Annotated in this window: 13 protein-coding genes and 1 pseudogene; 5 read left to right on the top strand and 9 right to left on the bottom strand. The window is 70.4% G+C overall.

The window, feature by feature from the left end; genetic code table 11:
* Positions 1-98 precede the first annotated feature (98 nt).
* From D7X99_RS06160 to D7X99_RS06130, 7 genes are all read right to left on the bottom strand, one after another.
* Entirely contained in the window at positions 99-1,190 is a 1,092-nt protein-coding gene (locus D7X99_RS06160; RefSeq protein WP_147476036.1) for a hypothetical protein, read from the bottom strand.
* 114 nt (positions 1,191-1,304) lie between these two features.
* Positions 1,305-2,264, bottom strand: a complete 960-nt coding sequence (locus D7X99_RS06155) for a sigma-70 family RNA polymerase sigma factor (RefSeq protein WP_121776910.1) — start codon at positions 2,262-2,264, stop codon at positions 1,305-1,307.
* 329 nt (positions 2,265-2,593) lie between these two features.
* The gene (locus D7X99_RS06150) at positions 2,594-3,898 is read right to left on the bottom strand and encodes an NAD(P)/FAD-dependent oxidoreductase (RefSeq protein WP_121776909.1); all 1,305 of its coding nucleotides are present in this window, start codon (positions 3,896-3,898) and stop codon (positions 2,594-2,596) included.
* Between the two features lie 116 nt (positions 3,899-4,014).
* Positions 4,015-7,041 (bottom strand): efflux RND transporter permease subunit, encoded by a 3,027-nt coding sequence (locus D7X99_RS06145; RefSeq protein WP_121776908.1) that lies wholly within the window; start codon positions 7,039-7,041, stop codon positions 4,015-4,017.
* The gene (locus tag D7X99_RS06140) at positions 7,038-8,111 is read right to left on the bottom strand and encodes an efflux RND transporter periplasmic adaptor subunit (RefSeq protein ID WP_121776907.1); all 1,074 of its coding nucleotides are present in this window, start codon (positions 8,109-8,111) and stop codon (positions 7,038-7,040) included. Before D7X99_RS06140 ends, D7X99_RS06145 begins: the two co-directional genes overlap by 4 nt.
* A complete protein-coding gene (locus D7X99_RS06135) occupies positions 8,101-9,318 on the bottom strand; it encodes a TolC family protein (protein ID WP_121776906.1) in 1,218 nt (405 codons plus the stop codon). The genes D7X99_RS06140 and D7X99_RS06135 overlap by 11 nt, the downstream gene beginning before the upstream one ends.
* 232 nt (positions 9,319-9,550) lie before the next feature.
* Positions 9,551-10,018 carry an Lrp/AsnC family transcriptional regulator gene (locus D7X99_RS06130; protein WP_121776927.1) on the bottom strand — a complete coding sequence of 156 codons (468 nt, stop codon included), beginning with the start codon at positions 10,016-10,018 and terminating at the stop codon, positions 9,551-9,553.
* A gap of 64 nt (positions 10,019-10,082) precedes the next feature.
* On the opposite strand from D7X99_RS06130, the gene D7X99_RS43470 reads away from it, so the two are divergent.
* The 3 genes and pseudogenes from D7X99_RS43470 to D7X99_RS06120 all read left to right on the top strand — a co-directional run bounded on the left by D7X99_RS43470 (position 10,083) and on the right by D7X99_RS06120 (position 11,787).
* On the top strand, positions 10,083-10,367 hold the full coding sequence (locus D7X99_RS43470) for a hypothetical protein (RefSeq protein WP_233613133.1): 285 nt from the start codon (positions 10,083-10,085) through the stop codon (positions 10,365-10,367).
* A pseudogene (locus D7X99_RS06125) lies at positions 10,367-11,392 on the top strand (M3 family metallopeptidase); the annotation flags it as partial. The gene D7X99_RS43470 and the pseudogene D7X99_RS06125, both read left to right, overlap by 1 nt.
* Positions 11,393-11,397: 5 nt before the next feature.
* Positions 11,398-11,787, top strand: coding sequence for a VOC family protein (locus D7X99_RS06120; protein ID WP_121776905.1), 390 nt, complete (start codon positions 11,398-11,400; stop codon positions 11,785-11,787).
* Between the two features lie 29 nt (positions 11,788-11,816).
* Here D7X99_RS06120 and D7X99_RS06115 read toward each other — a convergent pair whose 3' ends face one another.
* A complete protein-coding gene (locus D7X99_RS06115; protein ID WP_121776904.1) occupies positions 11,817-12,659 on the bottom strand; it encodes an AraC family transcriptional regulator in 843 nt (280 codons plus the stop codon).
* A 152-nt stretch (positions 12,660-12,811) separates the two neighbouring features.
* Between D7X99_RS06115 and D7X99_RS06110 the strand changes: the two genes are divergently transcribed.
* Together D7X99_RS06110 and D7X99_RS06105 are read left to right on the top strand one after the other, a co-directional pair.
* Positions 12,812-13,549: an SDR family oxidoreductase gene (locus D7X99_RS06110; protein WP_121776903.1), complete on the top strand. Its 738-nt coding sequence runs from the start codon at positions 12,812-12,814 to the stop codon at positions 13,547-13,549.
* Positions 13,550-13,626: 77 nt separating this feature from the next.
* Complete coding sequence (locus D7X99_RS06105; RefSeq protein WP_121776902.1) at positions 13,627-15,384, top strand: serine hydrolase; 1,758 nt, start codon at positions 13,627-13,629, stop codon at positions 15,382-15,384.
* Here D7X99_RS06105 and D7X99_RS06100 read toward each other — a convergent pair.
* A complete protein-coding gene (locus D7X99_RS06100) occupies positions 15,381-16,283 on the bottom strand; it encodes a PHB depolymerase family esterase (protein WP_216671960.1) in 903 nt (300 codons plus the stop codon). The two genes, D7X99_RS06105 and D7X99_RS06100, sit on opposite strands and share 4 nt — an antisense overlap.
* Positions 16,284-16,446: the final 163 nt, after the last annotated feature.

Here is a 16,446-nt window from a genome sequence, read left to right as displayed (position 1 = left end):
CTGCTCTGCGTCGATGGCCACCTTGCGTTTCATGGTGGCTGCCTCTTTGCGCGGATACCAGCGCCTTCGCACGCAGCCGCCGAGCGAGCGTATGCTGATCAACTCGCTAGATGAGGGGATCCTTCAGGGTCCGGTCCCCAGGCCGTCGAGAGCCAGGGGGTGAGGCTGCCGATGGTCTTCAGAGGGAAGGACTCCACGGCCGAGCCCCGGAGGACCCGCAGGTACTGGGCGGCGCTGCTCGTCGACGTGGGCTGGTGGGTAATGAAATGCAGCGCGCCGGTCGAGTCAAAGAGGGCGTCGCTCGTGAGGACCTGATTGGTGACGGTGAACGGCACGGTGGACCAGGTGTTGGCCGCCGTCCGGGTCGAGATCCGCACGTTTCCCGACGCGTTGGTACCGAAGACGATGACCGGCTGTTGCGCCTGCGCCGGGTTGAGCGCGATGGTCATGCGGCCCATGGGCGTGGAGTCGACGTCCTCACGGCTCCAGGCGCCATTGACTCGCGTGGCGTAGGCCATCCGCAGCGACGCGCTCGTGATGATGCCGGCTCCCTTGGAATAGGCGACGTGCGGCGTGCCGGTCGCCGGGTCGACGACGAGCACGCCCTTCAGGATGAACTCGCCACCGTTGTTGAAACCGGGTCCGTCAATCTGTTCCGTCTGCCAGGCCGTGCCGTCCCAGCGGCCGTACCACAGGCTGTTGTGGGTCTCGTTCGTGTAGACGACGTGGCCATTGCCCATGCTGTCGAACGCGATGTCGCAGTTGCCCCCCGTGACGTCCGGGCCCGGGTCGATGGCGCTGCTGGTGGCGAGCGGCGCGGCCACCACGCTGAAGTGGAATGCGGCCTCCGCCGTCTTTCCGGACTCCGTTTCGACGGAGACGGACAGGGACGCCGTCCCCGCCGCGGGCAGCGTCCAGGTGACCCGCTCCTGGGAGGGCTCAATCACTCCCGCGTCGGTGCTCCAGCGCACGGACTTGATGGCTTCGCCCGAGGCGACGACCCGGAAGCGCTCCGCCGTGCTTTCGACGTAGGGGCCCGCGCCTTCCTCTCGTTCAATCAATAGCGCCACGTCTCCAGCGCCTCGGGATTGGATGACCTCCACGGGGCGGGGCTCACGGCCGCAACCGGCGAGCAACGTCAGACCACCCAACACCAGAATCCTGGGGACCCACATCTTCCGCATCGACATTCGAGTTCCTCTCAGATGAACGTGGCGAGCCCTGTTCGCCACTCCCGGGGAGTCCGCTCAAACGGATGCGATTTTCTAAAGTTCTATCAGGACCATTTTTCCAAGAAGTCCGTGTCATTCCGGCGCGGGCATGCGCACCCCCATGAGCTTCCGGTCCACCAACACGGAATGCAGCGCATGGATGCGTCCGCTGGAGTCCAAGTCCACGCGAAGCACCATGTGCAGGGCCAGCATCGGATCCGCCCCTGGATGGAAAACCGCCACCACGGCGGGCAGGCCGTTGAACATCCGCGCCTCCCACGCCACGGGTGGCCCCCGCATCTCCATCAGCCGGCGCATGAAGAGGACGACTCGCTGGGGGCTCACGATGGGCACCAGGGCCGCGCGCACCTTCCCGCCACCATCCGACAGTGCGCGCACATCCGAGGCCAGCAGCGCCTCCGCGGCGGCCACGTCTCCCGTCACCAGCGCGCCCAGGAAGGCCTCCAGAGAGGCCCGCGTGCGAGCTTGCACGTCACGCGTGGGCACACAACGTGACTGGTCATACTCGGCCATCGCCGCTCGCGCGCGGTGGTGCACGACCTTCACGTTGACTTCGCTCATGCGCAGCGCCTCGGCCACTTCCAGCACCGAGTAATCAAAGACGTCGCACAGCAGCAGTACCGCCCGCTGCTTGGGCGACAGGACTTCCAGCGCCAGGAGGAAGGCGAAGGAGACGCTCTCCAACAGCTCGTACCGCCCCTCCGTCGAACCGCCGCCGGGAAGACTCGCCTCCACCGAGGGGAGGACCTCCTCATCGCCTGTCTCCACCGGCGAGGGCAGCCAGGGACCGACGTAGCCCTCGCGGCGGCGACGGCGCAGGTGGTCTCGCGCCAGGTTCACCGCCACGCGGGTCAACCAGGGACGCAGCATGTCCAGGCGCTCGGGGGGCGTCGCGAGCGCGCGCGCATAGACGTCCTGCACCAGGTCGTCCGCGTCCGCCGCCACGCCGGTCATCCGGTAGCAGAGCCCCCAGAGGAAGCGCTCGTGCTCACGCGCCGCCTGCCCCAGTGCACCTCGCGCCTGTGAATCCATCCCGTTCAAGTCCTCACGTTCCAACAATCCAAGAGCATCACCGGAGCGCCGCGATGCCTCGTACCCCAAGCCCCCGAATCTCCACGCCGAGCCCCTCCGGGCCTGGACCGGGCCAAACCTGTCCGACTGTCGGACACGTTTCCGCAGCCTGGGGCCAGCGCCCGGAGCCCCGCCGTGGTCCCCCAACCTGTCCGACTGTCGGACACGTTTCCGCAGCCTGGGGCCAAAGCCCGGGAGCCCGGCCAAGGTCGCCCAACTTGTCCGACTGTCGGACAAGTTTCTGCTCGGCGCCGCCGGGGAGGGGCTCCTGCCCTGTACGCCCATCCGCCTCAAGTTCCCGCCGCGCGGCGCTGGGACGTCGCGGTGCGTCGCACCAGGGCTTGCTCCACGGCCTCGGCGCTTGCCAGGGATGCGTCCGCGAGCATGCCCTCCGCGCCCACCCAGTCGCCCACGCGGAACAGGCCGCCCACGTGCGGCACCTCCACCGAGGGACGCCCGGTCAGCCCGCCGTTCACGGCCCGGGGCAGCCCGGCGCTGACGGTGAGCGAGGGCCGGTAGCGCCGCGCCACCACCTTCGCGCGCCATCCCGGCTGGAGCGCGTCCATCACGGCCTCCAGCGCCGCCTCGCTCGCCTCCGTGTCCGCGCCGCCCAGGTACTTCGCCACGTGCACCATCGCGCCCCCTTCCGGGGCCAGCTTCGCGGAGGCCGAATGCACCGACGCGTACCAGGGCCCATCCAGTCCCAGCGCGAACAACGCATCCGGCCTCGGCAGGGACGACAGTCCCAGTTCCAGCGTCGCAGCCTGGATGGGCACCGCCTCCCGCGCCTCCCGCGCGAGCACCGCGTCCCCCGGCATCAGCGCCGCCACGTCCGCGGGACTCCCCGCCATCACCACCGCATCCGCGCGGTGCACCTTGCCGTCCGCGAGCCGCACGCCTTCGACCCGCTGGCCCCCTTCCTGAAGGACAACGGCCTCGACTCGCGCGGACAGCTCCAGCCGGACGCCTGCCTCGCGCCCCAGCCGCTCCACCGCGTCCACCAGGGTGCTCCAGCCTCCGTCCACGTACAGCACGTTCGCGGCGGTCGCGCACTGGAGCTGCTTCAGCCCCGCCTCCGCGCTGAGCGCTTCGAAGTCCGCGCAGTACGAAGACACGCGGATCAGCGCCCCGACGAGCGCCCGGCTGTCCTTTCGCGTCAGGCGCGTCTCCAACCACTCGCGCATCGACATGGACCCCAGCGGCTGCGTGTCGATGCGGGCCAGCCCCGCCAGCAGCTTCGCCACCTCCAGCTTCGAGGCGAGCGACAACACGTCCGTCGTCATCAGCGTCACGGCGCCCCGAGGCAGCGTGTGCAGCCGGCCGCCGACCAGCGCATGGGAGCCCGTCTGATTCGGAATGCCTCCCGTGGGCTTCACACCCAGGCGCTCCAACACCCGAAACGCCGCGCCCGCCCGGTACAGGGCATGCGGCCCCAGGTTGAAGCGGAAGCCCTCCACCTCCGTCGTCCTCGCCCGCCCTCCCAGGTGCTTGGAGCGCTCGTACACCGTCACCTCACAGCCGCCTCGCGCGAGCAGCGCCGCCGCAGTGAGCCCGCCCAGTCCCCCGCCCACCACGGCCACCTTCGTCGCCTGCATGTCCGTCCTCCGTCCCGGCGCCCGGCGCATTCCGGGCATCCAACGACCACCACGAACGAGGACGAAAAAAGGTTACAGCGCTGGCCGCGGAGCCGCGCCGCGAGGTGACTTCCCCCTCAACTCTTCGCGGAGGCTGGGTGACGGCGCACCAGCACATACGCCGCCGGCAGTCCCACCAACACCGTCAACGTGGACAGGGACAGGCCCCCCAGCACGGTGATGGCCAGCGGCCGCTGCAGCTCGCCGCCCTCCCCCAGTCCGAGCGCGAGCGGGACGAGCCCCAGCAGCGTCGCCAGCGTCGTCATGAGGATGGGACGCAGGCGCACGGCGGTGGCGTGGCTCACGGCCTCGGCCGCGGCCATTCCTTCGGCGCGTCCCTCCTCCGCCCGGTCGAGCAGGAGGATGCCGTTCTTCACGACGAGCCCGACGAGCAGGATGCAGCCCATCAACGAGGAGACGTTGAGCGGCGTGCCGGTGAGCCGCAGACAGGCGACGCCCGCCGCGAGCGCCACGGGGACCGAGCCCAGGATGAGCAGCGGGAGCACGACCCCGCGGAAGTGGAAGGTCAGCACCAGGAAGACCCCCAGCGTGGCCAACACCAGCACGAGCACGAGGGCCTTGAAGGACTCGCGCTGACTCTCGCGCTGACCGCCCAGCCGCACCTCCACCCCCGCTGGCTTCTCCAGCGTGGCGAGCCGCGCCTCCACCTCCGCGGTGACGCTGCCCAGGTCCCGCCCCTCCAGCCGCCCCGTCACCGCCACCAGCGGACGCAGGTTGTCCGAAAGCAGCTCCGCGGGCTGGCACTCCTGGCGCACGCGCGCCACCTGCGTCAGCGGAACCATCTGCCCCGAGGCAGTCCGCAGGCGCAGGTGCTGGAGCACCTGGGGCTCCGTGCGGTCGGCGTCACGCAGCCGCACTCGCACATCCACCTGCCGGCCCTCGCGGGGGATCGTCCCAACGACATCGCCCAACAGCGCGGTCCGGACCTGCGCCGATACATCCCGCGTCGTGAAACCCAGACGGCCCGCCTGGACCAGGTCCACATCCAGGTGGGTCTCCGGAATGCACCCGGTGACGCCGTCGAACAGGTCCGCCAGGCCCGGGATGTCCCGCAACCGCTCGGCGACGCGGGGCGCGAAGTCCCGCAGCACCTGGACGTCCTGTCCCAGCAGCTTGACCTCGACGGGATCCGGCGCGCCTTCCAGGTCGGAGAGCACGTCCTGCAGCAGCTCCACGAACTCCAGCCGGACGCCGGGGAGCGCGGCTTCCGCCCGCGTGCGCGTCGCCTCGATGATGTCCTGGCCCTTGCGCGTCCGCCTCGGGGAGAGCGACACGGTCAGGTCGCCCCGCGAAGACTCGGTGGCCGCCAGCGGCCCCAGCTCCGCGCCCAGGCGCCGGCTGGTGCCCGTGACCTCGGGGATGTCCGCGACCACCGCCTCCAGCGCGCGCCCCAGCCGGTCCGCCTCCGCGACCGAGGTGCCCGTCGGCGTGAAGTAGTCCACGACGAACGCGCCCTCATCCAGCTCCGGCAGGAACCCCGTCTCCACGCCCCGGTCCAACACCGCCAACAGCACGGTCAGGAGCGCCACGCCGGCCACCAGCACTCCCGGCCGCGCACGCCACTGCGTGAGCATGAATGCCGGGATGACAGGCTCGGGCGCGTGATGCCCGCCGGGCGCGCCGAGCAGCCACCCGCACAGCAGCGGCGTCAGCGTGACGGCCAGCACGAGGGAGAACAACACGGCGGTGCACAGCGTGAACGCCAGGGCGGAGAAGAACTGGCCGGACACGCCGGGCAGCAGCGACAGCGGCGCGAAGACCACGACCGTGGTGAGCGTGGAGTTGGTGACGGGCCAGGCGATCTCCCGGAGCGCGTCCGCGGTCGCCGCCCACCGCTCCGTCCCCGCCGCCACCCGGCGGTACACCGCCTCCACCACGACCACGGCGTCGTCCACCACCAACCCGATGGCCACCGCCAGCCCGCCCAGCGACATCAGGTTGAGCGTCCCGCCCGCGAGCCAGAGCACGCCAAAGGTCATCGCCAGGGTGGCCGGGAGCACCACCGCCGCGGCCGTCATCGCCCGCCAGGAACGCAGGAAGAGGCCCACGACCGCGAGCGTGAGCAACCCGCCGAGGATGACCTCGTCCCGCACGTGGGCCACGGACCGGGCGATGAGCCCGGCCTGATCATAGGAGAGCTCGACGTCGATGCCCGGCGGCAGTCCCGCCCGCACCCGGTCGAGCTCCGCCTGGATGTCCCGCGCCAGGGTGACAGCGTCCGCCCCGGGTCGCCGGCCCACGTTGACGAGCACCGCGGGCCGGCCGTTCGCGTACGTCAGGGAGAGCCGGTCCGCGTGCCCCTCCTGGATCCGCGCGACGTCGCCCAGCCGCACGGGCGCCTCGGGCGTCCCGCCCACGACGAGCGCCGCCAGTTGGTCCGGCGAGTCCACCGGCCCCCGCACCACCACCAGCGCCTGCTGGTAGTGCACGTCCACCCGGCCCGCCGGTTCGAGCACGAGCGCGCTGCCCACCTGGGTGGCGAGCGTGGGCAGGTCCAGCTTCGCCTGCTCCAGCCGCTGTGCGTCCACGGTGATGGCGAGCTCGCGCACGTCGCCGCCGACCACGTCCACGCGCCCCACTCCCGCGAGTCCCGCCAGGCCGGGACGCAGCGTCCGCAGGGCGAACTCGCGCAGCAGGGCGGGGTCCGCCGTCCCGGTGACGGCGAGGGTCTGGATGGGAAAGGAAGACGGGGTGAGCCGCTCGGCGGAGAGCGTCGCGTCCGCGGGCAGTGCGTTCTGAACCTCCGCGAGCCGCGCATTGACGAGCCCCAGGGCCTGCTCCATGTCCGTGTTCGAGTCGAACCAGAGGGATATCTCCGCGGCCGCGCGGATGGTCCGGGAGCGCACCTGCCGCACGCCGATGACGGTGGACAGCGCCTCCTCCACCGGGCCGGTCACGGACAACCGCAGGGTCTGCGCGCTGGCGCCATTCAGCGTCGCGGCGACGATGATTCGCGGGAAGGTCACCTCCGGGTAGAGCCCACCGGGCAGGCGGGTCGCGCCGAGCACTCCCGCCAGCGTCAGCGCCGCCAGCAACACCACCACCCCGGGCGCGTTGCGCCGCAGCAGCATCAGCCACGTCACCGCAGGACCTCCACCCCGGCGTCATCCGGCAGGGAGTAGCCCCCTTCCACGACGACGGGCTCGCCCACCGCGAGCGGCCCCTGGACGATGGCCCCGCCCTCGTCCTCGGAGACGACGTGGACCGGCACCCGGTGGACCCGCCCGTCCCCGAGCCGCGCGACCGCGACGCCCCCATCCTCCTGGGGCAGGAGCGCCGATGCCGGCACGGCCAGCGCGCTGCCCAGCGACGCCACGACGATGTGGGCTCGCGCGGTCGCGCCCAGGCGCAGCTCCCCGCGCGGGTTGGCGAAGCGCAGGCGGATCAGCACGTTGCCGCTCTGCGAATCCACGGAAGGGGACACCGCGGCGACCTCGCCCTCGCGGGCATCGTCCAGCCCGTCGACGGTGAGGGTCGCGCGTTGACCGGGGTGGACCGCCGCGGCCTCCTGCTGGGTGACGAACGCACGCAGCTCCAGCGGATCCGTCGCCGAGACCTGGACCACGGGGGGACCAGCGCCCTCCACCAGCTCCCCCTGCCGCACCCCGATGGCCGTCACGACTCCGTCGAAGGGGGCCTGCAACGAGGTGCGCCCCATGCCCCGCCGCGCCAACTCCAGGACGCTCCGGGCCCGGGCCTCGGCGGCGCGGGCGGCGGCCTCCGCGCTCCGGTCCTGCTCCGCGTCCTGACGGGCCGCGACCCCGTGCTCGGCCAGGACGTCCGTGCGCGCACGCTTCTCCTTCGCGACCTCGAGCGCGGAGGTGGCTTCGCGCAGTGAGGCCTCCGCCTGCTGGAGTTCCGCGGTGGCGTTGACCGTGTCCACCTGGGCCAGGACTTCGCCCGCTCGCACCCGGTCCCCTTCCGACACGCGCAGCAGCGACAGTCGCCCGGGCACCAGCGGTGAGAGCCGGACCTCGCGCCCGGGCGGCGCCGACAGCAGGCCCGCGACGCGCAGCCCGCGCACGGCCTGTGCCGGAGCCACCATGGCGACACGGACGCGCGGCAGGGGCGGCGCGCCTTCCTCGGGCGGCGTCCGCTGGCACCCCACGCTTGAGGCGAAGAGACAGGCGAGCAGCGCGAATCTAGGGCTCATCGAGGGGCATCCCGGCGGCGAGTTCGAGGTCCGCGAAGGCGGACTGGGCGGCGAAGGCGGCTTCGATGGCCTGCGTCCGCATGTCCGTGGCCGTCTGGAGCGCGGCGTTGAGCGCCACCCGGGGACTGCGGCCCACGCGATAGGACTCCAGGGCCATGCCCTCCGTCTTCACCACGGCAGGGAGGATCTCCTCCGAGTAGCGCGCGAGCCCCGCCAGCGCGGCGGACAGGCGCGCATGGCTGGAGACGAGCTCCGTCCACCGGGAACGCCGCTCCTCGTTCTGGCGGGCGCGCGCGAGCTCCAGCGAGGCCTCGGCGCGGACCGTCTCTCCGCGTCCCAGGCCGGGGAGGGAGAGGTCCAGGTCGAGCGCGCCGCGAAGAAACACACTGCGGCCCGCGGGGCCATCCGCCTCCACGGAGACCCCCACCGTGGGCGTGGGCCACCGCTCCCGTCGTGACGCCCGCAGGGTGGCCTCGGCCGCCGCCACGTCGGCCTGCCGTGCCTCCGCGGTGGGGGATTGCGCGCTTCGGGCCAGCACAGCCTCCAGGGGAGGCAGGCCGGGCGGGGGGGTGTCCACCAGGTCCAACACCGCGGCTGGTGGCCGGCCCAGCAGCAGCGCCAGCGCCGCAGTGGAGGCGGCGAGCTCACCCTGGCGGGTCAGCCATTGGACTTCGGCGGAGCCTCGCGCGATGCGGGCCTGAAGCAGGTCCAGCTCCGGGGCCGCGCCGGTGTCGAAGAGCAGCACCGCGGCGGCCTCCGACTCGCGTGCGAGCGACAGTGCGCGCGCGGAGGTCTCCAGGAGCTGGTGGGCGCGCACCCATGAGAAGTAGGCACGCCGCGCATCCGCCCGGACCAGGGCCTCGCTCGCGCGGCGCTCGTCGGCGGCGCCACGGGCCGTCAACTCCGCGGCGAGCACCCGGGCCGCCCGGGCGCCCGGGGCCGGAAGCTTCTGGGCCAATCCCACGGTCCACCGGGGATCATTTCCCCCTCCCCCCAGTGTCAGGGTCAGCGGGGAGAAGGTCCGGGCGACCTCTTCGTCCCCGAGCGCCACGGCTTCCTGTGCCCGGGCCTGTGCGAGCGCCGGAGCCTGACTCCTGGCTTCGAGGAGCACCTGGCGCAGCGTGAGCGGCTCCCCCAGCGCGATGCCGCCACACAGCAGCAGCAGCAGCGTGACGACCCTGGAAGACCCTGCACTCCCGTGCCACATCGAAGGACAGTCCTCCCGACAGCACCGTCACCGCTATCACCCACCGGGGCCGCGCGGTGAGAGGAAGGCGGAGTGATGTCCAGAAGCCGGTGGCCGTGTCTACCCAGCGGCGTTTCCGCCCCGGCACGACGCATATAGCGATGTCCGGCCCTCGCCACCCGTGCGTGAGAGAAACCTCATCCTCGCCCCAGGCGGACTTCATGAGCCCGGCTGGGACGGCGCACGGTGACGTTCAGGCGCCGCGGTCGACCGGCAGCCCGGAGCGCGCGAAGGAGAACACCAGCGACGTCTCGATGCGGCTCACCTCCGGACGGCTGGTGAAGGACTGGAGGGTGAGCACGCGCAGGTGTTCGGTGTCCCGACACACGACGTGCACCAGGAAGTCCGTCGTGCCGCCCAGGCAATAGACGGCCACCGTCTCCGGCAGCGAGCGCAGGTGGTCGCCAATGCTGCCGAAGGCCTCGCCCACGTGGAGCCGGAGCTGCACGGCGATGAGCGCCTGGAGCCCCAGCCCCAGCGAGCGCGGATCCAGGTCCGCGCGATAGGAGCGGATGACCCCGTCCGTCTCCAGCCGCTTCACCCGCGCGAGGCACGACGACGGGGCCAGCCCCACCTTCGCGGCCAATTCCTTGTTGGACAGCCGTGCATTGTTCTGGAGCGCCTCCAGAATCTCGCGATCAATTCGGTCGAGTGCGGCCATCCGAGGCTCCTGGGCGAATTCCATTCGATGGATGCCCCTCAATCCTGGCTCGTATTCTGCCCGCATGCCACGACACAGAATCGCAGCATGCCTCGTCCTCCTGGCGGGCACGGCCTTCGCGGCCCCCGCTTCGTCGCCGGATGTCCTGCTCGCGCCCTGGTCCGGGCCCCATGGAGGCGTCCCGCCGTTCGACCGCGCGCGAGTGGAGGACTTCGCTCCAGCGCTCGAAGCCGCCATGGCGCAGGCGCGGAGCGAGGTCGCCGCCATCGCGGACTCGAAGGAGCCCCCCACCTTCGAGAACACCGTCGCCGCGTTCCAGGACTCAGGCCGGACGTTCAATCGCGTCTGAAGGTGCGCAAGCAGGCGTATGACTTCGACGACAGCGAGGTGAAGCCATACCTCCAGCTGGAGACCCTGCGCGAGGGCATGTTCTGGGTTGCGGGCCAGCTCTTCGGCTACACCTTCACGCCCGCGCCGGACGTGCCCGTCTTCCACCCGGACGTGCGCGTCTTCGCCGTAAAGGACCGGGAGAGCGGCCGGGAGCGGGGGCTCCTCTACTTCGACCCCTACGCGCGGGAGGGCAAATACAACGGAGGGCAGACGGAGACGTACCGCGTCCAGGAGCGCTTCCGTGGCGAGGTGCCGGCCCTGGTGGCCATCAGCATGCCCTTCGTGAAGCCGGGGGCGGGAAGCCCCGCGCTGCTCGGCTGGCGTGACGCCCAGACGCTGTTCCACGAGTTCGGCCACGCACTGCACACGCTGAGCGGCGACGTGACGTACCCGTCGCTCGGTGGAGGCCGCGTGGTGAGCGACTACGCGGAGTTCCCCTCCAAGCTGTTCGAGCACTGGCTCGCCACGCCGGAGGTGCTGAGCCGCTTCGCGGTGCACCACACGACGGGACAGCCCATGCCCCAGGCGCTCGTGGCCCGCATCCAGAAGGCGGCGACGTTCAACCAGGGCTTCTACACCGTGGACTTCCTCACCTCCGCGCTGGTGGAGATGAAGATGCACCTGGCGGGCGCGAAGCGAGTCGACCCCGACGCCTTCGAGCGCGACGTGCTCCGCCAGATGGGCGCGCCCGTGGAGGTCGGAATGCGCTTCCGCATGCCCCTTTTCGGACACGTCTTCGCCAGCAACGCCTACGCGGCGGGCTACTACCGCTATCTCTGGGCGGACATGCTGGCTTCGGACGCCTTCGAGGCCTTCCAGGAAGCCGGAGGTGCCTATGACGCGAAGGTGGCCGCACGGCTGCGCGAGCACGTGCTTTCAGTGGGCAACACCGTCGACCCGTTCGAGGGCTACCGGAAGTTTCGGGGAAAGGACGCGAGCCTCGACGCGCTGATGCGCGAGCGCGGCTTCGCGCCCATACACTGAGGGCCATGATTGATCACACCGGCATTGGCGTCGCGGACGTTGCCCGCTCGGCGGCCTTCTACGACGCGGCGTTGGGGGCGCTCGGCCTGCGCCGCGCCATCCAGCTTCCCCAGGACACGGGGGCGGATGGCATTGGCTATGGCCGGGACTACCCCATCTTCTGGGTCGACCGCTTCCATCCGCACGGCGTAAAGCAACACACGGCCTTCGCCGCCACGAGCCGCGCCCAGGTCGACGCCTTCCACGCGGCCGCGGTGGCGGCGGGCGGAGCCGACAACGGGCCGCCCGGACTTCGCGGCGTCGAGACGGGCTATCCCGCCGGTTACTACGCCGCCTTCGTGCTGGACCCGGATGGCAACAACATCGAAGCCGTCTTCCGGGAGCCCTCCCGGTAGCGCCGCACCCAGCGCCCGTGACGGCGGCCTCACTGCACGGCGCGCGCGAACTGCCCCGGGGTGAGGCCGACGATGCGCTTGAAGTGCCGGTTGAGCAGACTCTGGTCATAGAGCCCGACCTGGAGCGCGACCTCCGCGGGCGCCAGTCCCTGTGACAGCAACCGCTGAGCTCGCGAGACGCGCAGGTGGGTGAGGTATGCGTGCGGAGGCATGCCCAGCTCCTCGCGGAAGGCGCGGCACAGGTGGAACCGATTCCAGCCCACCTGACGGGCCAGCGACTCCAGGGTGATGCCCTCCGAAATGGCTTCGTGCAGGGCCTCCACCACGCGCCGGATGGGCCAGCGGTAGCGCCGATCCACTGCGCCTGAATGCTCCAGACATCCGACCAGCGAGGAGAGGGCTTCGGCCAGGGCCGTCTGGAGCGCGAGCGCGCTGGAGCGTCCCTCCAGGCCCGCATCCAGCACGGCGTGGAGGCCCACGAAGTCGGCCGCCGCGGGCCGCGATGTTTCGAGTTGGAGCTCGCGAAGCCGGGCGGAGGCCGGCGCGCCCAGCGCCTCTCGGGCCTCGGCGACGAGGGACTCGTCGAAGGCGATGACCTGGAACCGGGCCGGTCCATCGCGGCGCAGGTCGCGGTGCACCTCGCCCATCTGCTTGAGGTCGACCGTTCGGGGCGAGGTGGAATGGACCTTGCCCCGCCCCCACCACTCCGAGTGCCCCCGCTGCGTCAGCATCACGGAGAAACGTTCCTTCACGGAGCGAAGCAGCCGCCCGTCGGTCCGGTAGCGCACCAGTCGCAAGCCCGGCAGCTCCGGGAACAGGAAGGTCTGGATGGACAGGGGGCCATCCACGACGGAGTGAGGGAGCGCGGGCACGGTTGGATCCTAATGATGAGCCTCCCTCCTGGCTTGGACGTTGTTGACCTGCACGCCATGCCAACAACGTCCAAGTCCGGCGTGCCCCGGCATGGCTACGTCTTGCATCGCAGGCCCGGCCCTCCCCTCACCTGGCCGGGCAGGAAGGCGTCATGTCAGGCATCCAGGACAAGGTCATTGCCATCACCGGAGCCAGCAGCGGCATTGGCGAAGCAGCGGCGGTGCTGCTCGCTGGACGCGGGGCGAAGGTCGTCCTCGGCGCACGCCGGCTGGAGCGGCTGGAACCCGTGGTGGAGCGCATCACGAAGGCGGGAGGAGAAGCCCTCTCCGCACACACCGACGTGAGACGGCGCGAGGACCTCGCCGGGCTCGTCCGCATGGCCTGTGAGCGGTTTGGCAGGCTGGACGTGCTCATCAACAACGCGGGCAGTCTGGCGACCTCTCCGCTGGACGACCTGCGCGTCGACGACTGGGAGGAGCTGGTCGACACCAACATCAAGGGGGTGCTGTACGGCATCGCCGCGGCGCTGCCGGTCTTCCGCGAGCAGGGCTTCGGACACTTCATCAACACGGCGTCGACGTCTGCGCACCGGATCGTGCCCGGCCAGGCGGTCTACGCCGGGACGAAGTTCGCCGTGCGAGCCATCTCCGAAGGCCTGCGCCAGGAAGCGGGCCCCAAGCTGCGGGTGACGGTCATCTCGCCAGGGATGACCCGGACGAACTTCCTCGAGCACGTGAAGAATCCGGAGCTCCGGGCCCGGTTCGAGGAGGTCCGGGACAGGCTCGCGATTTCGCCGGATGCGATTGCCCGGGCCATGGCCTTCGCCATCGAGCAGCCCGCCGACGTGGACGTGGGCGAGGTGATTGTCCGTCCCACGGCGCAGGACTGAGCTCCAGCTCCTGCAATCGGGTGCGCATTCACCCGTAGGGCAAGCGCCCTCCTGCCCCGACACCGCGAGCCCTCCGCATGCGCCCGTCCCTCCTGAGACTGTCACTCCTCCTGGCCACTCTCTCCCAGGGAGTGGCCCTGGCCCAGGGCGCGGACCCCGCGAAGGCGTTGGTCGGCACCTGGGGCGGAGAGCGCACCTATGGACCCGAGGTCCGGGGCGAGCTCACCCTCTTCCGCGACCCGGGCGGCTGGCGTGCATCCATTGGAGGCTTCACCGCCACCGGCGTCCTGGACAAGCAGTCCCTGACGTTCACGCTCCCTGGGGGCCAGGGTGACTTCCGCGGGTCGCTTTCACCCGATGGGAAACGCATCACCGGGCATTGGATTCAACCGCGCATCCTCGTGGGCGGCGTCCGCTACGCCACGCCCATGGAGCTGCGCCTCCTCCAGAAGGACGTGTGGCGCGGCAGCGTCGCGCCCCTGGAGGATCGCTTCACGCTCTACTTCGTCATCCAGGAGATGCCGGACGGCGCCATCCACGCCTTCATCCGCAACCCGGAGAAGAACCTCGGACGACAGGGCACCTTCCGCGTCTCCCTGAAGGACGGCGCCGTCTCTCTCGTGGAGACCCGGCCCGGCGGGATGCGCTTCACCGGCACGTATGACACCGACGCCGGGAAGCTGTCGTTGAACGTCCTCTTCCTGGGCACGCTCGACCTCACTCGCCTCGAACGCGACCAGGCCGTGGGCCTCCAGCCCCGCACGCCCGCCGAACCCGTCTACACCTACCGCAAGCCCATCGCCGACGGCGACGGCTGGACGACGGCATCCCTCGCGGACGTCGGCATGGATGAAGCGCCCATCCGCGCGCTGATGCAGGGCATCCTCGACACGACACCGGGCCCCACGTCCACGCCGCTCATCGAAGGACTGCTCATCGCGCGCCACGGGAAGCTCGTCGTCGAGGAGTACTTCCACGGCCAGGACTCTGAGCGGCCGCACGACCTGCGCTCCGCCTCGAAGACCTTCGCGCCCCTGCTGGTGGGCGCCGCCATCGACCAGGGCGCGAAGCTGCGGCCGGAGTCACCTGTGTACCCGCTGCTCCCCGGCGGCACCGCGCTGGCCGCGCAGGACCCGCGCAAGGCGCGCATCACGGTGGAACACCTGATGACCATGACGTCGGGGCTCGCGTGCGACGACAACGACGACAGCTCCCCTGGCAACGAGAACACCGTCCAGGACCAACCCTCCGGTTGGTACGCGTACACGCTGAACCTGCCCATGGCCCGCGAGCCCGGCGAAGACACCTCCGTGTATTGCTCCGCGGGCATCCACCTGCTGGGCGCCGTCCTGCACGAGGCCACGGGCACCTGGCTGCCGGAACTCTTCGAGCGCACCGTCGCAACCCCGCTCCAGATGCGACGCCACCACATCAACCTCTCACCCGACGGCGACGCATACCTGGGCGGCGGGCTCTACCTGCGCCCCCGAGACGCGCTGAAACTCGGACAGCTGTATCTGTCCGGCGGCGTCTGGAACGGACGGCGGGTCATCAGCCGGCGCTGGGTGGAGCGCTCCACGGCCCGCCACGCGGAGATGAGCCCCGGCAGGACCTACGGCTACGCGTGGTGGCGGCACAAGCTCAAGGTCGGCGACCGCGTCTACGCGGAGTACGAAGCGGGTGGCAACGGCGGGCAGTACGTCATGGTCATCCCCGAGCTGGACCTGGCCGTGGCCTTCACCGGCGCCAACTACGGCCAGTTCGCGCTGTGGAAGCGGGTCCGCGAGGAATTGCTGCCCCGATACATCCTCGCGGCCACGAGCCGGAAAAACTAGCGGTGCTGGGCGAGGAGCCAATCCCAGAACGCGTAGTTGTCATACTGCTGCGTCCAGCAGTCGTGCACGCCGCCGGGCAGCACGGTGAGACGCGCGATGTCGCTCCCGGTGGCCACCACGCCAGTCTGCAACGTCCACACGGGGCTGCTGGCGCCAGGGAACAGGTACGTCTCCTTCTGGGTCGGTGAGGTCACCTGGACCGACTGAAACATGCCGTAGTTCTTCGTCACGCTCATCAGCCAGGAGGTTTCCGCCGACAGCGAGCTGCCGTCCGCGAACGAGTGCACCGCCCACACCGGCACGTTCTTCAGCTGGGTGAGGGTGGGCCCCGGCGCGCCGATGTTGGTGGCCATGGGCGCCAGCGCGGCCAGACGGCTCCCGTACGTATACGCGTACTGCCAGGCACCGTAGCCACCGAAGCTGATACCCGTCAGGTAGATGCGCGTCGTGTCCACGCGGTAGTTCGCCACGATGAAGCTGATGAACGCGTCGATCGCCGCCGGCTGCCAGTTCGTCGGCGCTCGCGGCGTGAAGACCATCACCTGGTTCTGTCCGAAGTACGCCTTGCCCTGGGCCGTGGTGTGGATCTTCTTCAGCGCCCCATGGCGCGTCACGATGCCCAGCAGGTCCGCCTCCGTCGGAGACGTGCCGAACTCACCGTTCCCGTTCAGGTGGATGATGACCGGATAGGACGTGGTGGACGTCAGGTAGCCCGGCGGCAGGTATTCACCGTAGCCATAACCCGCACCCGTGCTCGCGGGCAGCCGGGCCACGACCTGGTCCTCCGTGGTGATGGTCAGCCCCGCTTCATGCGTTCCCCATGTGTCCGCCTCCCCCGGCTCGAAACTCCCTCCGCAGGCGACAGCTCCCAACGCGACAACCAGCGCAATCCATTGCATTCGCACGATGTCCTCCGGGTCTGGGTTTGACGCACGGACAGTCTGCGATTGAAGACGAAAACTGGAAAGCCTAAATTACGAGAATAGTCATATTTCACTGCGAATGCGCACCGCCGCCGCAGGATTCCGATTGAATGGCAATACACATGGACTCCGCGGAGAT

Source organism: Corallococcus sp. AB032C (assembly GCF_003668935.1).
GTDB classification, from domain to species: Bacteria; Myxococcota; Myxococcia; order Myxococcales; family Myxococcaceae; genus Corallococcus; species Corallococcus exiguus.
The sequence above is the reverse complement of the archived record's forward strand: the minus strand, read 5'-3'. Positions and strand labels throughout refer to the sequence as shown.

Coding starts and splice junctions, on each gene's coding strand:
- D7X99_RS06160 (WP_147476036.1), bottom strand. CDS start 1,190: ATGTCGATGCGGAAGATGTGGGTCCCCAGGATTCTGGTGTTGGGTGGT.
- D7X99_RS06155 (WP_121776910.1), bottom strand. CDS start 2,264: ATGGATTCACAGGCGCGAGGTGCACTGGGGCAGGCGGCGCGTGAGCAC.
- D7X99_RS06150 (WP_121776909.1), bottom strand. CDS start 3,898: ATGCAGGCGACGAAGGTGGCCGTGGTGGGCGGGGGACTGGGCGGGCTC.
- D7X99_RS06140 (WP_121776907.1), bottom strand. CDS start 8,111: ATGAGCCCTAGATTCGCGCTGCTCGCCTGTCTCTTCGCCTCAAGCGTG.
- D7X99_RS06135 (WP_121776906.1), bottom strand. CDS start 9,318: ATGTGGCACGGGAGTGCAGGGTCTTCCAGGGTCGTCACGCTGCTGCTG.
- D7X99_RS06130 (WP_121776927.1), bottom strand. CDS start 10,018: ATGGCCGCACTCGACCGAATTGATCGCGAGATTCTGGAGGCGCTCCAG.
- D7X99_RS43470 (WP_233613133.1), top strand. CDS start 10,083: ATGCCACGACACAGAATCGCAGCATGCCTCGTCCTCCTGGCGGGCACG.
- D7X99_RS06120 (WP_121776905.1), top strand. CDS start 11,398: ATGATTGATCACACCGGCATTGGCGTCGCGGACGTTGCCCGCTCGGCG.
- D7X99_RS06110 (WP_121776903.1), top strand. CDS start 12,812: ATGTCAGGCATCCAGGACAAGGTCATTGCCATCACCGGAGCCAGCAGC.
- D7X99_RS06105 (WP_121776902.1), top strand. CDS start 13,627: ATGCGCCCGTCCCTCCTGAGACTGTCACTCCTCCTGGCCACTCTCTCC.
- D7X99_RS06100 (WP_216671960.1), bottom strand. CDS start 16,283: ATGCAATGGATTGCGCTGGTTGTCGCGTTGGGAGCTGTCGCCTGCGGA.